17 protein-coding genes and 2 pseudogenes are annotated in these 13214 nt (G+C 69.6%); 11 read left to right on the top strand and 8 right to left on the bottom strand.

The window, feature by feature from the left end:
- Positions 1-42: 42 nt before the first annotated feature.
- Both GJ634_RS10665 and GJ634_RS10660 read right to left on the bottom strand, forming a co-directional pair.
- Positions 43-345, bottom strand: a complete 303-nt coding sequence (locus GJ634_RS10665; RefSeq protein WP_157502776.1) for a hypothetical protein — start codon at positions 343-345, stop codon at positions 43-45.
- Entirely contained in the window at positions 345-689 is a 345-nt protein-coding gene (locus tag GJ634_RS10660; RefSeq protein ID WP_331714112.1) for a winged helix-turn-helix domain-containing protein, read from the bottom strand. The genes GJ634_RS10665 and GJ634_RS10660 overlap by 1 nt, the downstream gene beginning before the upstream one ends.
- 87 nt (positions 690-776) lie before the next feature.
- On the opposite strand from GJ634_RS10660, the gene GJ634_RS10655 reads away from it, so the two are divergent.
- The 7 genes and pseudogenes from GJ634_RS10655 to GJ634_RS16475 all read left to right on the top strand — a co-directional run bounded on the left by GJ634_RS10655 (position 777) and on the right by GJ634_RS16475 (position 5798).
- On the top strand, positions 777-1253 hold the full coding sequence (locus tag GJ634_RS10655; RefSeq protein ID WP_157502775.1) for a hypothetical protein: 477 nt from the start codon (positions 777-779) through the stop codon (positions 1251-1253).
- 47 nt (positions 1254-1300) lie between these two features.
- Positions 1301-2782, top strand: a complete 1482-nt coding sequence (cysS, locus tag GJ634_RS10650) for a cysteine--tRNA ligase (RefSeq protein WP_157502774.1) — start codon at positions 1301-1303, stop codon at positions 2780-2782.
- A gap of 76 nt (positions 2783-2858) precedes the next feature.
- Positions 2859-3491, top strand: a complete 633-nt coding sequence (locus GJ634_RS10645; protein ID WP_157502773.1) for a DUF6517 family protein — start codon at positions 2859-2861, stop codon at positions 3489-3491.
- A 212-nt stretch (positions 3492-3703) separates the two neighbouring features.
- Positions 3704-3847, top strand: a complete 144-nt coding sequence (locus GJ634_RS10640) for a rubrerythrin-like domain-containing protein (RefSeq protein WP_157502772.1) — start codon at positions 3704-3706, stop codon at positions 3845-3847.
- Positions 3848-3911: 64 nt separating this feature from the next.
- Positions 3912-5303 (top strand): annotated as a pseudogene (locus GJ634_RS10635) (DUF1508 domain-containing protein); the annotation flags it as partial.
- 64 nt (positions 5304-5367) lie between these two features.
- Positions 5368-5415: pseudogene (locus GJ634_RS16695) on the top strand (hypothetical protein); the annotation flags it as partial.
- A 20-nt stretch (positions 5416-5435) separates the two neighbouring features.
- A complete protein-coding gene (locus GJ634_RS16475; RefSeq protein WP_331714113.1) occupies positions 5436-5798 on the top strand; it encodes a cupin domain-containing protein in 363 nt (120 codons plus the stop codon).
- Here the strand turns inward: GJ634_RS16475 and GJ634_RS10625 are convergent.
- The 6 genes from GJ634_RS10625 to GJ634_RS10600 form a co-directional block, all read right to left on the bottom strand.
- A complete protein-coding gene (locus GJ634_RS10625; RefSeq protein WP_157502770.1) occupies positions 5795-7030 on the bottom strand; it encodes a tripartite tricarboxylate transporter permease in 1236 nt (411 codons plus the stop codon). The two genes, GJ634_RS16475 and GJ634_RS10625, sit on opposite strands and share 4 nt — an antisense overlap.
- Before the next feature lie 107 nt (positions 7031-7137).
- Positions 7138-7479, bottom strand: coding sequence for a 50S ribosomal protein P1 (gene rpl12p / locus GJ634_RS10620; protein WP_157502769.1), 342 nt, complete (start codon positions 7477-7479; stop codon positions 7138-7140).
- A 2-nt stretch (positions 7480-7481) separates the two neighbouring features.
- Entirely contained in the window at positions 7482-8525 is a 1044-nt protein-coding gene (locus tag GJ634_RS10615) for a 50S ribosomal protein L10 (protein ID WP_157502768.1), read from the bottom strand.
- A gap of 1 nt (position 8526) precedes the next feature.
- Entirely contained in the window at positions 8527-9165 is a 639-nt protein-coding gene (locus GJ634_RS10610; protein ID WP_157502767.1) for a 50S ribosomal protein L1, read from the bottom strand.
- A gap of 421 nt (positions 9166-9586) precedes the next feature.
- Positions 9587-10078, bottom strand: coding sequence for a 50S ribosomal protein L11 (locus tag GJ634_RS10605; RefSeq protein WP_157502766.1), 492 nt, complete (start codon positions 10076-10078; stop codon positions 9587-9589).
- Positions 10079-10149: 71 nt separating this feature from the next.
- Entirely contained in the window at positions 10150-10350 is a 201-nt protein-coding gene (locus GJ634_RS10600; protein WP_157502765.1) for a hypothetical protein, read from the bottom strand.
- A gap of 101 nt (positions 10351-10451) precedes the next feature.
- Here GJ634_RS10600 and GJ634_RS10595 point away from each other — a divergent pair, with 101 nt between their 5' ends.
- The 4 genes from GJ634_RS10595 to GJ634_RS10580 all read left to right on the top strand — a co-directional run.
- Entirely contained in the window at positions 10452-11564 is a 1113-nt protein-coding gene (locus GJ634_RS10595) for a GTP-binding protein (protein ID WP_157502764.1), read from the top strand.
- Between the two features lies 1 nt (position 11565).
- Complete coding sequence (locus GJ634_RS10590; RefSeq protein WP_157502763.1) at positions 11566-11994, top strand: TIGR04206 family protein; 429 nt, start codon at positions 11566-11568, stop codon at positions 11992-11994.
- A 47-nt stretch (positions 11995-12041) separates the two neighbouring features.
- Positions 12042-12827 (top strand): VOC family protein, encoded by a 786-nt coding sequence (locus GJ634_RS10585; protein ID WP_157502762.1) that lies wholly within the window; start codon positions 12042-12044, stop codon positions 12825-12827.
- Positions 12828-12887: 60 nt separating this feature from the next.
- The coding region (locus GJ634_RS10580) for a TrmO family methyltransferase (protein WP_157502761.1) at positions 12888-13214 on the top strand (327 nt) is incomplete at its 3' end.

Below are 13214 nucleotides of genomic sequence, written 5' to 3'. Positions count from 1 at the left end.
GACGCCCTGCTCGCGGTCGCGGAGTCGGTCGCCTGCGGGTAGCTACGACGGCCGACGGTACAGCGAGTACGCGATGCAGAGCAGGCCCGCGAGCTGGAGCATCCGCACGACCAGCCGGAACGGGGCCTCGAGGCCGGGGTCGAGGAACCCGTACCGGAGCAGCGCGGAGCCGACGAACGTCGCGGTGTACGTCACGGCCGTCAGCAGGATGAGCCCCGCGGAGAGGTACTGCATCGCGGCGCTCTGGTGGCGGCGGAAGCCGCGGTAGGCGTGGTAGCCGATGAACAGGCCGACGGCGGTCGCGGCGAACGACGCGGCGACGTTGACGACGTAGAGTGCGTTCATTACAGTCCCTCCCACATTCTCGTGAAGCGGTCGGCGACGTCCTCGGACTCGCACTCGACCTCGGTGGTGAACTCGCCGTCCTCGAGTTCGAGCGTGAACCGGCGGAACGTCGCGCGGTAGACGCGGTGGTGGTTGCCGTCCGACCGGACGTTGATGGACTCCTCGAGCAGTTCGTGGTCGGTCAGGTCGTCGATTCGCCGATACACCGTCGCGGTCGACGCGTCACAGGCCTCGCTCAGTTGGCTGGCGGACATGGGTTCCGTGCTCGCCGCTGCGAGGATGGCGCGGGCGTGCTCGTCGTCGAGCAACGAGAGCACCGACGTCGGGTCGCTGTCCTCGCTCACGCCCCGTCGTACTCGCCACGGTGGTTTAAAACAGGGGAGTGCTCGCAGTCGCTGAGACTTATGCCGCCCCGGCGACGAGTCGGTGGTATGACTCAGGCGGCAGCGACCCGAGCGGCGGTCGACGACCACCCGTTCCTGCGGCGGGCGCTGCGCGCGGGCGTCGTCAACCACGCGGCGGCCGCGCGCTTCCTCGACGTCGACGGCGACGAGGACGCCGTCGCGGCCGCGGTCCGGCGGTACGGCGAGGAGCTCCCGGGGTTCGACGCCGACGACCGGGACGCGCACGTCTCGATGCAGTCCGGCCTCGGCGCCAGCGACGACGGCCTCGTGGTCGTCGCGGGCGCGGGCTTCGAACCCGGCGAGGGCGACCTGACGGCGCTGCTCGCGGACGGGGACGTGGACTCGCGGGCGCTCGCGGCGGCGCTCGAGCGCCTGCACGCGGCCGGCGTCGACCCGGTGGCCGCGGGGGTCGCCGACGAGTCGCTGGTCGTCGTGGTCGAGCGCCGGGACGGCGCGGCCGCCCTGCGCGTCGTGGAGGGCGCCCTCGACGCCGTGCCCGCGTAGCGGCCTTCCGACGCTTTGAAACGCCGGCGCGCGTACGTTCGGGTGTAATGACGCTCTACGTGTCGAACACCCGTTCCGGCGAGCGGGAGGCCTTCGAGCCCATCGACCCCGAGGAGGTCCTCGTGTACACCTGCGGGCTCACGGTCTCCGACGACTCCCACCTCGGGCACGCTCGCCTCTGGGTGCAGTCGGACGTGATGGCGCGGTGGCTCTCGCACGTCGGCTACGACGTCCGCCACGTCCAGAACTTCACCGACGTCAACGAGAAGATCGTCGCGCGCGTCGGCGAGGACGGCCTCGGGGACACCGAGGCCGAGGTCGCGCGCCACTACATCGACTCCGTCATCGAGGACATGCGCGACCTCAACCTCGAGCGCGCGGAGGTCTACCCGCGGGTCTCCGAGCACGTCCCCGAGATCATCGACCTCGTGGAGACGCTCCTCGAGGAGGGGTACGCCTACGAGTCCAACGGCTCCGTCTACTTCGACGTCACCGCCTTCGAGGACTACGGGAAGCTCTCCGGCCAGCGGGTCGAGGAGGTGGAGGCCCAGGGCCCCGAGTCCGAGCGCTCCGAGAAGCGCCACCCCGCGGACTTCGCGCTCTGGAAGGCGGGCGCCGTCGACCCCGCGGACGCCAACGAGCACCGCAGCGACGACCTGCCGCCGCTCGAGGAGCCCGCGGGCCAGACGTGGGAGTCGCCGTGGAGCGAGGGCCGCCCCGGCTGGCACATCGAGTGCTCGGCGATGAGCACGACCCACCTCGACGACCACATCGACGTCCACGTCGGCGGACAGGACCTCGTGTTCCCCCACCACGAGAACGAGGTCGCGCAGAGCGAGGCCGCCGCCGGCGAGCCGTTCGCGAAGTACTGGCTGCACGTCCGCCTGCTGGAGACGGAGGGCGAGAAGATGTCCTCCAGTCTCGGGAACTTCTTCACGACGAAGAACGCAATCGAGGAGTTCGGCCCGAACGTCGTGCGGATGTTCCTCGTCTCCACGTCGTACACGCAGCGCCAGACGTACTCCGAGGAGACCATCCAGGAGGCCCAGCAGCGCTGGGAGCGCCTCGAGCGCGCCTACGAGCGCGCGACCGACGCCGCCGACAGCCCGGACGCGTACGCGAAAGTCGAAGACGAGGCCCTCCGGGCGGCCGTCGCGGACGCCCGCGAGGACTTCGAGGCCGCGATGAACGACGACTTCAACACGCGCGCGGCGGTGAGCGCGCTGCTCGAGCTCGCGTCGGCGGTCCACCGGTACGTCGACGAGGCCGACCGCTACGACTACCGCGCGCTCGTCGACGCCGTCGAGACCTTCGAGGAGCTCGGCGGCGACGTGCTCGGCTTCCAGTTCGAGACCGTCGACGGCGGCGACGCCGGCATCGCCGAGGACCTCGTGGAACTCGTCTTGGACATCCGAGAGGAAGCCCGCGCGGACGGCGACTACGAGCGCGCCGACGAACTCCGCGACCGCCTCGAATCCCTCGGCGTCACCGTCGAAGACACCGACGACGGCGCGACCTACCGGCTCTGAGGCCGTCGGCCGACGACATAGTTCGGCTGACACGTGAGCCACCAAGCTTATTCTCGCCGACCGGCTTCTGTCCTGCATGCACAGACGAACGGCTGTCGCCGTCGCACTCGCCGCACTGCTCGCGACCAGCGGCTGTCTCGGCGTCCTCACCGGGGGCGGCGTGGAAGTCTCGGCGTCACAGGCGACCGTCTCCGAGGACGCGCTCCAGGAGACCGGCTATCAGGAGGTCAGCGTCGACGAATCGGTGGTCACGCGGGAGTTCTCGGCGGCCGGCCAGAGCCGGAACGTGACCGTCACCAACTGGGTGGCGATGTACGAACGCAGCATCGACGTGCCCTTCCTCGGCGAGCAGCGCGCCGCGGTCTTCGGCGCGTTCGCCAGCCCCGAGGTGAGCGTGCTCGGGCAGTCGTTCAACCCCATCGAGGACTACGACAACCGCGAACTCGCCGGGCTCGCTCAGCAGCAGTACGACGGGCTCTCCGTCGGCGATAGCGTCGGCACCCGCGAGGCGACGGTGCTGAACGAGACCACGGAGGTCACGAAGTTCGAGGGCACCGCCGACATCGACGGCCAGACCGTCGACGTCTACATCCACGTCACGAAGGTCAAACACGACGGCGACCACGTGGTCGCGGTCGCCATCTACCCGCAGGCCCTCGACGGCGAACAGGACCGCGTGGACGAACTGCTGGCCGGCCTCGAACACTGACGCGCTAGCACCCTCGTTTTCCGCCGGGCCGGGTTACGCGCGTCCAGCGACTCACTCTCGTGAACAACTGAATACAATCTATACAGAATAATCAAGCATATTTTCGTATGTTCGACCACTATTTCCTTTTTCTCCGCGAAGTACTAGCAGTATTCTCGACCTAAACCAATATAATGAACACTCTTACAAGTAGCTGCTTGGTACCGATGCGCATGGTCCGAATGGATTCGTACACGCCGTCGACGAACCGCTACGAGTGCACCGGCTGTCTCGAACGCTTCGAGCGCGACTCCCACGTCGTCGACTGCCCGGAGTGCGGCGAGCCGGTGCGGAACGTGGCCGTTCCCCGGGAGTGAGCCGGCCTCGTCTTCTTTCACCCGACCGAGGACACTTTTGTAGTCGCCCTGTGTACTGACGGACATGTCAGATTCGGACAGCGGCGACGCCCTGACGGGCTTCTACGAGCGACAGATCGGCAGCGCCCAGACCGCCGACGAGGTGTACGGTTACCTCGTGTTCGCGGCCGGCCTCCTGCTCGGCGTCCTCGGCATCCTGCTGTTCCTCCCCAGCGAGCCCGCCGGCTCGCTGCGGCAGTACGCCATCGCCGTCGGCGCCGTCGGGTTCGCGCTGCTCGTCGCCGGTCCCGTCGTCCGGCTCCCGCTCCAGCGCGCCGCCACGATAGCCGTCTACCTCGGCGTCCTCCTCTGTGCCGCCGCGGTCGCGTGGTTCCTCGTCGTCTTCCCCGGCGACTGGCCGGTCGCGACCGGCCACCGCGGCGTCATCGCGCTGTACGTGCTCGGCGTCGCCGTCGTCGGCGCCGGGGGCGTCGTCGTCCCGCTGGTCACGTCCACGCGGAGCACGGAGGAAGCGGCCGCCGCAGCGGCGGGCCGCGAGGCGAGCGAGCGCCGCGTCGAGGACGTCGAGAGCGAACTCGAAGCCGCCGAGCGCGCCCGCGACGAACTCGAGGACGAACTCGCGTCCGTCCGCGCCAGCCGCGCGCAGTTCGAACTCTACGAGGACGAGGCCGGGGAGTTCCGCTGGCGGCTCCGCCACCGCAACGGCAACGTTGTCGCCACCAGCGGCGAGGGGTACACGGCCAAGCACAACGCCCAGAAGGGCATGCAGAGCGTGCGCCGGAACGCGCTCGGCGCCGCGACGATTCACGCCGACCCCGCCGAGCCCGCCGACGAGAATGCGCTCGACGACCTCCCGCTGGTGCCCGCGCCCGCCGAGGAGAGCCGTGCGACCTTCGAGGTGTTCGAGGACGCGGGCGGCGAGTACCGCTGGCGGCTCGTCCACGACAACGGCAACGTCGTCGCGGACAGCGGCGAGGGGTACACCCGCGAGCGCGACGCCGAGCGCGCAATCGAGGGCGTCAAGGCCAACGTCGCGCCCGCCGCGTACCTCATGTTCGACCCGGCGTCGTTCGAGCTCTTCCGGGACGTCGCGGGCGAGTGGCGCTGGCGGCTCGTCCACCAGAACGGGAACGTGCTCGCGGACGGCGGCGAGGGCTACTCGCGCCGCCGCGACGCCCGGCGCGCGGTCGACCGCCTGCAGGACCGCGTCCCCGGGGCGGAGTTCGACGTCTACGAGGACGAGGCGGGCGAGTACCGCTGGCGGCTCCGCGCGGCGAACGGCAACGTCGTCGCGGACAGCGGCGAAGGCTACACGCGACGCGGCGAGGCCGAGGACGCCGTCGAACGCGTCCGGGAGTACGCGCCCGACGCCGACGCTCTCGACGTCGGCTCCGCGGCGTTCGAAGTGTACGAGGACGCGGGCGGCGACTGGCGCTGGCGGCTCCGCCACCGCAACGGCGAAACCGTCGCCGACGGCGGCGAGGGGGTACAGCTCTCGGTCGGCGGTCCACGACGCCGTCGAGGGCGTGAAGCGGAACGCGCCCGGCGCGGACGTCGAAGCCGAGTAGCGCCCCGCGCTTCTGCGAACGTGTTCGGCCGAGCGGTTTGGGTGCTCGCCGCCCGAGTAGCGGACGTGACCGACGACGCGCCAGCCGTCGAACTCGCGGACGTCGACGCGCTGACTGAGACGCCCCACGCGGAGGTCTTCGAGACGCGGAACCCCCGGACCGTGCGGCTCGCGCTCGACGAGGGCGAGGCCGTGCCGGCCCACCAGCACCCCGACTCGATGGTTGTCCTCTACGTGCGCTCCGGGGCGCTCGAACTCACGCTCGGCGACGACACCCACCACCTCGAATCCGGGGATGCCGTCCGGTTCGACGGCGCACAGGACGTCTCCCCGCGCGCCGTCGCGGACGCCGAGGCGCTGGCCGTGTTCGCGCCCAAGCCCTAGGGGAGCGCGAGCGGCACGAGCAACACCGCCATCAGGTGGACGCGGCGCGCGCCGAACCGCGGCGGAATCAGCCCGACCAGCGTCGCCACCGCGAGCAGCGCGACGCCCACCCAGCCCGCGAACACCCACGCGAGCACCGCGAGCAGCGCGCAGACTCCCGCAGTGAGCCGCCGGTGGTTCAGCCGGCGGACGACCCGGAAGTAGCGGTCGCCGAGCACGGGCACGAGGACGGCGCCAGCGCACGCGGCGAGCGCGATCGCGGCGAGCAACAGCGGCAGCGTCTTCGGGAGCGCCGCGCGCTCGAACGCCACGAGCACGCCCGTGTGGGCGTTCCCGAGCGCGAACAGCGCGTACAGCGCGAAGACGGTGTTCGCGGTGTTGACCCCGGAGAGCGCGGCGATGAACGCGCGGTCGCCGTCCGCGCGCGTCGCCTCGACGGCGAAGACGGCCGCGATGGCGCCGGACATCCCCGGGACGTACGCGACCGCAGCGCCGGCGAGACTCCCGGCCAGCCCCGGGCCCGCCACAGAGCGCGGGCCGTCCGCGACGGTCGCGTCGTCCTGTTCGGGGACGCCGGCACCCCGGTAGGCCTCGAGGAGAACGGGCGTCCCGAACAGCCCGGCGAACAGCGGCGCGAGCACGTCCCCCGTCGGCGCTAGCCCGTCGGGCTGCATCGGGAGCGCGACGACGCCGAGCGCGCCGCTCGCGGCGACGGCGAGACAGCCGCCGATTCGCGAGCGCCGCGTCGGCTCGCGCGCGAGCAGGACGACCACGAGCGCGGTGACGACGACCGGGAGGTGCTGGTAGACGAGCGGCGCGACGACGGTCGCCGCTGCGGTTACTGGCACGCCGAGGACGAACGCGACGGCGACGGCGACGCCACTCCCGAGCGCGGAGATGCGCAGCGCCTCCCGGCCGCGGCCGCCCATCACGAGCCGGTGGCCCGGGAGCGCGCTCACCGCCATCGCGGGGTCGGGAACGCCGAGCGCGAGCGTCGGCACCACGTCCAGAAACGAGTGCGTGACGCCCGCCGCCAGCATCGCCGCGCCGACGAGCTGCGGCGGGCCGGGAATGCTGGGCGCGGCCGCGGCGAGCAGCAGCGCCAGCGAGTTCACGTGCAAGCCCGGGACCAGCCCCGAACACGTCCCGAGGAACACGCCCGCCGCGACCGCGGCCAGCGCCGCCGCTGACGCGCCCGGAGCGACGAGTACGCGCACGCCAGCCACGTCCATCGACGCGAGTTGGTCCCGCTCCCGTACTTCAAGCTACGGCGTGGCTCGGTCGAGCCGCGGGCTACTCGCGTCGCGCGCGAAAGAAAACGGGTGGTCGCGGAACCGGATTAACCGAAGAGGTCGCCGAGACCTTCGCCGCTGGCCTCCTCGTCCTCTTCTTCGGCTTCTTCGGCTTCTTCCTCGGCCTCGGCCGCTTCCTCGGCCGCTTCCTCTTCGGACTCCTCGGATTCCTCCGAGCCACCGGCGCCGCCAGCGGCGGGCGCGGCGGGCGCGGCGGCCGCCTCGGCGACGGCCTCCTCGATGTCGACGTCTTCGAGGGCCGCGACGAGCGCCTTGACGCGGGACTCCTCGACGTCGACGCCGGCGGCCTCGAGGACGCCGGTGATGTTGTCTTCGTTGATCTCTTCGCCAGATTCGTTCAGGATGAGTGCTGCGTAAACGTACTCCATTGTTAACCGAACATCTCCCCGAGGCCTTCGGCGCCGTCGCCTCCGTCTTCGTCGTCGTCGGAGTCGTCGGCGTCTGCCTCGGATTCAGTAGCTTGTTCGTCGCTCGATTCCTCGTCTTCGTCCTCGTCCGGCTCCGCCGCCGCGGCGGGCGCCTCGACGTCGCGGAGCTCCTCGGGGAGCGCCTCCTCGTCGTCGATCTGCGCGGCGAGCGCGCGAACCTGCGCGTCCGCCTTGCTGACGAGGTCGTCCGCGAGGTCAGGGCTCTCGATGGACGCCTGCAGGCCGAGGCTCTTCGCCTCGCCCTGGGCCTTCCGGATGAGGGTCGGCGCGGTCTGCGCCGTCGGGTACTCCGCGTTCACGGAGAGGTTCCGTGCGGACGCGGCCGCGGACTGGATGTCCGCGCGGTACTCCTCGACGTCGATCTCGAGTTCGTCCGGCGTGAACAGGACGCCCTCGGAGTAGACGCCGCGGAGGTCCAGGCCGACTTCCTTCGGTTCGATGCCGAGCTCGGCCAGGACGTTCGCGACGTCCGTGGACACCGTCTCGCCTTCCTCGACGACGACGGAGTCCTCCATGACCTTGATGGAGCCCTCCTGGATGCGCGCGTTCGCGCCGATCTGCTGGAGCTCGCCGACGAACGGACCCGGGTCGATGCCCGTGTCGCCCTCCGGCACGACGATGTCGTTCGGCGCGACCTCGCCGGCGTTGATGGGCGCGGGCGTCTTCGACTCTTCGAGCCGCTGGAACAGCCCGAACGGGTTGTCGTTCGTCGCGACGAGCCCGACCTCGCCCGTGATGTACTGGGTGAGGTCTTCGAGGCCGTCGTCGACTTCCTCGAGCGCACGAACGAGGAGGGTGTTCCGGCTCATGCGGAGCACGGCGCTGCCGTGCAGGCCGCGGCGCATGTCCTGGAGCTGCTTGCTCGGGATGCCCGTGACGTTCACGACGCCGACGCTGTCGTAGCTCTCGAGCAGGTCGACGAGCTCGTCGACTTCCTCGCGCTTCCACTCGGGGACGGTGTCGGTCGTGCGTTCCTCGGCGGACATCTCAGGCCACCTCCACGGCGGGCCCCATCGTCGTCTTCACGTAGACGGCGTCGATGTTGAGCGGGCCCTTCTCGAGGTCCGCGTGCAGGCGACGCAGGATGACGTCGATGTTGTCCGCGATGTCTTCGGCGGACATGTCCTCCGCGCCGACGCGCGTGTGGAACGTGCGCCGGTCGCGGCTGCGAAGCTGCACGGTGTTTTTCATTCGGTTGACTGTCTCGACGACGTCGTCGTCGGGCTGGAGCGGCGTCGGCATCTTGCCGCGCGGACCGAGCACTTGACCGAGCGCACCCGCGATGTCCTGCATCATGGATGCCTGGGCCACGAAGAAGTCCGTCGCGTCAGCGAGGTCCTTCGCGGCGTCGGTGTCGTCGGCGAGGTCGTCGACGGCGTCGCCGTCGTAGACCTCGTCCGCGACTTCCTCGGCTCGAACTGCGGTTTCGCCCTCTGCGAAAACCACAATCTGTGTCTCCTGTCCGGTGCCCGACGGCAGCACGACGCCCTCGTCGACACGATTCGACGGGTCGTTGAGGTCGAGGTCGCGCAGGTTGATCGCGAGGTCCACGGTCTCACGGAAATTCCGCTCTGGGGCCTCCTCGAGTGCGCGAGCTACGGCCTCTTCAATATCGTTGTCTGCCATCTTTCACCTCCGTAGTGCGTGACCCTGTGAAGGTCGGATCTCCTACGGGTCAGTGAAACAGGCGAAGCCTGTCTCGATTCGAGAGAGGGGCAACGCGTCCTTAAAACCGTCGAACCGAGATTCCCTCGAAAAGCGGTCAGCGACGGCCTCACGGCTACGGAGACGGAAACGACGGCCGTACGAGAGAATCGGAGCGAACTGCGTTACGCCGCTGCTTCCTCAGCGCCGAGCACACCGCGGAGCAGAGCTCCGCGAGCCCTCGCCGCGTCGACTTGCGGCTTACGCCGCTGCTTCCTCAGCGCCGAGCACACCGCGGAGCAGAGCTCCGCGAGCCCTCGCCGCGTCGACTTGCGGCTTACGCCGCTGCTTCTTCGGCGCCGAGGACGCCGCAAATCAGAGATTTGCGTGTGCTTGGCGCTGCTTACGCTGCCGCTTCCTCAGCGCCAAGCACGTCGTCGTACTCGCCGGACGCGACGCGCTCGTTGAACGTCCGCGCGTCCTCGCCCTCGATGGTGACGCCCATGGAGGCGCAGGTGCCCGCGACTTCCTTCGCGGCGTTGCGCGTGTCGTACGCCAGCAGGTCGGGCTTCTTCTGCTCGGCGATGGTCTTCAGCTGCTCGATGGAGAGGTCCGCGACGAAGTCCTCGTTGGGCTCGCCGGAGCCAGTCTCGAAGCCGGCCTCGTCCTTGATGAGGGCGGCCGTCGGCGGGACGCCGACCTCGATGCTGAACGACCCGTCGTCCTCGTACTCGATGGTGACCGGAACCTCCGTACCGTCGAAGGCGGCGGTCTGGTCGTTGATCTCCTGTACGACTGCCTGCACGTCGACGGGCGTCGGTCCGAGCTCGGGACCGAGCGGCGGGCCGGGGTCGGCCTGGCCGCCTGCCACGAGCACTTCTATCGTCTCAGCCATACCCGAACGAACCGTCGCCGCGGCTTTAACCCTTTCTTTCTCCGGAGCACACTCCGCCCCGTCGAGTCGGCCTACGGGACGTTCACGCCCTGCCGAGCGAGGTACTCGCTGACCTCCTTGATGACGACGGGGCTGCCGATGATGCGGACCGTCTCCTCGCGTTCGAGAAAACTCACGGTGAACCGCTCGTCGATGTCCTCCCGGTACCCCTCCAGGGTCGAGGCGGGAAGCACGATCTGCGTGCTGTCGCGGAGGTTGGAGGGGTCGGGCATCACCCCGCACTCTCTTGAGACGAACCATGAACGTGTCGAAAACAATCCCTGTCGGGCGGGAGGGAAAGCGCTTTTCGGCGGCAGTAGCCTACTGCAGGGTAATGGGTCTGGAGGAGGAAATCGAACAGCTCGAAGAAGAAATATCGGAGACGCCGTACAACAAGTCCACGGAGGCGCACATCGGGCGCCTGAAGGCGAAGCTCGCCGAGAAGAAGGAGAAACTGGAGAAACAGCAGTCCGGCGGCAGCGGCGGTGGCGGCTACGCGGTCGAACAGCACGGCGACGCCACGGTCGCGCTCGTCGGCTTCCCCTCCGTCGGGAAGTCCTCGCTCATCAACGCGATGACGAACGCCGACAGCGAGGTCGGCTCCTACGAGTTCACCACGCTCAACGTCAACCCCGGGATGCTGGAGTACCGGGGCGCGAACATCCAGCTGCTGGACGTCCCCGGGCTCATCGAGGGCGCGGCGGGCGGCCGCGGCGGCGGGAAGGAGATCCTCTCCGTGATTCGGGCCGCGGACCTCGTCATCTTCATGCTCTCCGCGTTCGAGATCGAGCAGTACGACCGCCTCTACGAGGAGCTCTACAACGTCAACATCCGCGTCGACGAGGAGCCGCCGTCGGTGACCGTCCGCCGGAAGGGCAAGGACGGCATCGACGTCAACACCTCCGGCGAGCTCGACCTCGACGAGGAGACGGTCAAGGACGTGCTGCGCCAGCACGGGTTCGTGAACGCGAACGTCACCATCCGCGGCAACCCCGACATCGACCGGCTCGTCGACGGCGTGATGGACAACCGCGTCTACATGCCGTCGCTGGTCGCCGTGAACAAGGTCGACCTCATCGAGCCCTCCTACGCGGAGACGATGAAAGCCGAGCTCCGCGAGCACGACATCGACCCCGAGGAAGCCATCTTCATCTCCGCGGAGGAGGAGAAGGGCCTCGATTCGCTCAAGGAGAAGATGTGGGAGGAGCTCGGGCTCATCCGCGTCTACATGGACAAGCCCGGCCGCGGCGTCGACTACGAGGAGCCGCTCATCGTCCGCGAGGGCGACACCGTCGACGACGCCCTCGACAAGCTCGGCGGCACGCTCGACGAGCGCTTCCGGTTCGCTCGCGTCTCCGGCCCGTCCGCCCAGCACGACGACCAGCAGGTCGGCCGCGACCACGTCCTGCAGGACGAGGACGTCATGCGCGTGGTCGCGCGGCGGTAGCGTGACGACCGCTCGGCGGCTCGCGGCCGTCCTGCTCGCCGGCCTCCTCCCGTGGGTCGTCGTCACGTTCGACGGCGGCTGGTATCCGCTGTTCTCCGTCGGGTTCCTCCACTTCGACCCGCTCTCGGTCACGACGCTGCCGGGGTACGTCGCGCGCGTCGGCAGCGTCCCGCCGCGACTGACCGCGTGGCCGACGGCGACGCTCCTCTACGGCGCCGCGCTCGCAGCGGCGCTCCTCGAGCGCGCGGTCGGCTTGGACGCGCGAATCCCCGCCGGCCTGCTCTTCCTCGCGGGCGTCAACGTCGCCTTCATCGGGCTCTCGCTGTCCCGGCAAGCTACGATTCTCGCGGTGCCCGCGGGCGCGCTCTGGCTGTGGGCGGCCGTCTGGGTGGGGTACGGCGACGCGCTGCTCGGCGAGCCCCCGAGGTAGCTTCCGGGTTCGGTACGCTTTTCGACGCGCCGCCACAGCCCTCGGACATGAGCGAGTTCGTACTCGACCACGTGATGATGCGCGTCGGCGACCTCGACGCGAGCCTCGACTGGTACAAGACCCACCTCGACTACGTCGAATACGGCCGCTGGGAGGCCGACACGTTCGACATCGTCTACCTCGGCCCCGAGGACGTCCACGAGGAGGGCGCGCTGCTGGAGCTGACGTACAACCACGACACCGACGAGTACGACCTCGGCGACGCGTGGGGTCACATCGCCGTGCGCGTCGAGGACGTCTACGACGCCTACGAGCAGCTCATGGACGAGGGCGTCGAGGACTACCGCGACCCGGACTCCTGCGGCGGGTCGTACGCGTTCGTGAAAGACCCCGACGGCCACGAGGTCGAAATCGTCGAGCGCGACCACGGCGCGAAGTGGAGCCTCGACCACACGATGGTGCGCGTCGAGGACGCCGACGAGCACCTCGGATTCTGGACGCGGAAGTTCGAGTACGAGCACACGGGCCGCTGGGAGTCGGACACGTTCGCGAACTACTTCGTGAAGCCCGAGGGAGCCGCCGAGGAGGCGATGGCGGTGGAACTCACGTACAACTACGACGGCCGCACGTACGAGTTCGGCGACGCGTGGGGGCACCTCGCGGTGCGCACCGACGACCTCGTCGGCGACTGGGAGACCCTCATGGAGCGGGAGGCCGCGGACTACCGCGACCCCGAGGACTGCGACTACGACTACGCGTTCACGACGGACCCCGACGGCCACGAGATCGAGGTCCTGAACCCCGCGGAGTCTCCGGTCGACCGCGAGGACTGACGTTCCCGCGCCGCGGGTCCGTGCCCGCCCGCTTTTCTCGCCGCACACGGGAACCACGGTATGGAGTGTGAGCCAATCGGCCGCGCGGAGACGCCGTTCGCGGCCCCAGACGACGCGCCCAGACAGGGGTTCCTCGGCGACGCCACCGGCACCGTCCACGTCGACGACCCGTACCGCGATGGGCTGACGGGCCTCGCCGCGGGCCACACCGTCGACGTCGTGTGGTGGGCCGACGACGCCGACCGCTCGGTGCTGCGCGTCCGCGGCGGCGACCGCGGCGTGTTCACGACGCGCTCGCCGTCCCGACCGAACCCGGTCTGTGTGACGACCTGCGAGGTACTGGCCGCGAACCCCGAAACAGGAGTAGTCGATGTCGACGGCGTGGAC

The organism is Halobacterium sp. CBA1126, assembly GCF_009741975.1.
In the GTDB taxonomy this organism is placed as follows: Archaea; Halobacteriota; Halobacteria; order Halobacteriales; family Halobacteriaceae; genus Halobacterium.
The sequence above is the reverse complement of the archived record's forward strand: the minus strand, read 5'-3'. Positions and strand labels throughout refer to the sequence as shown.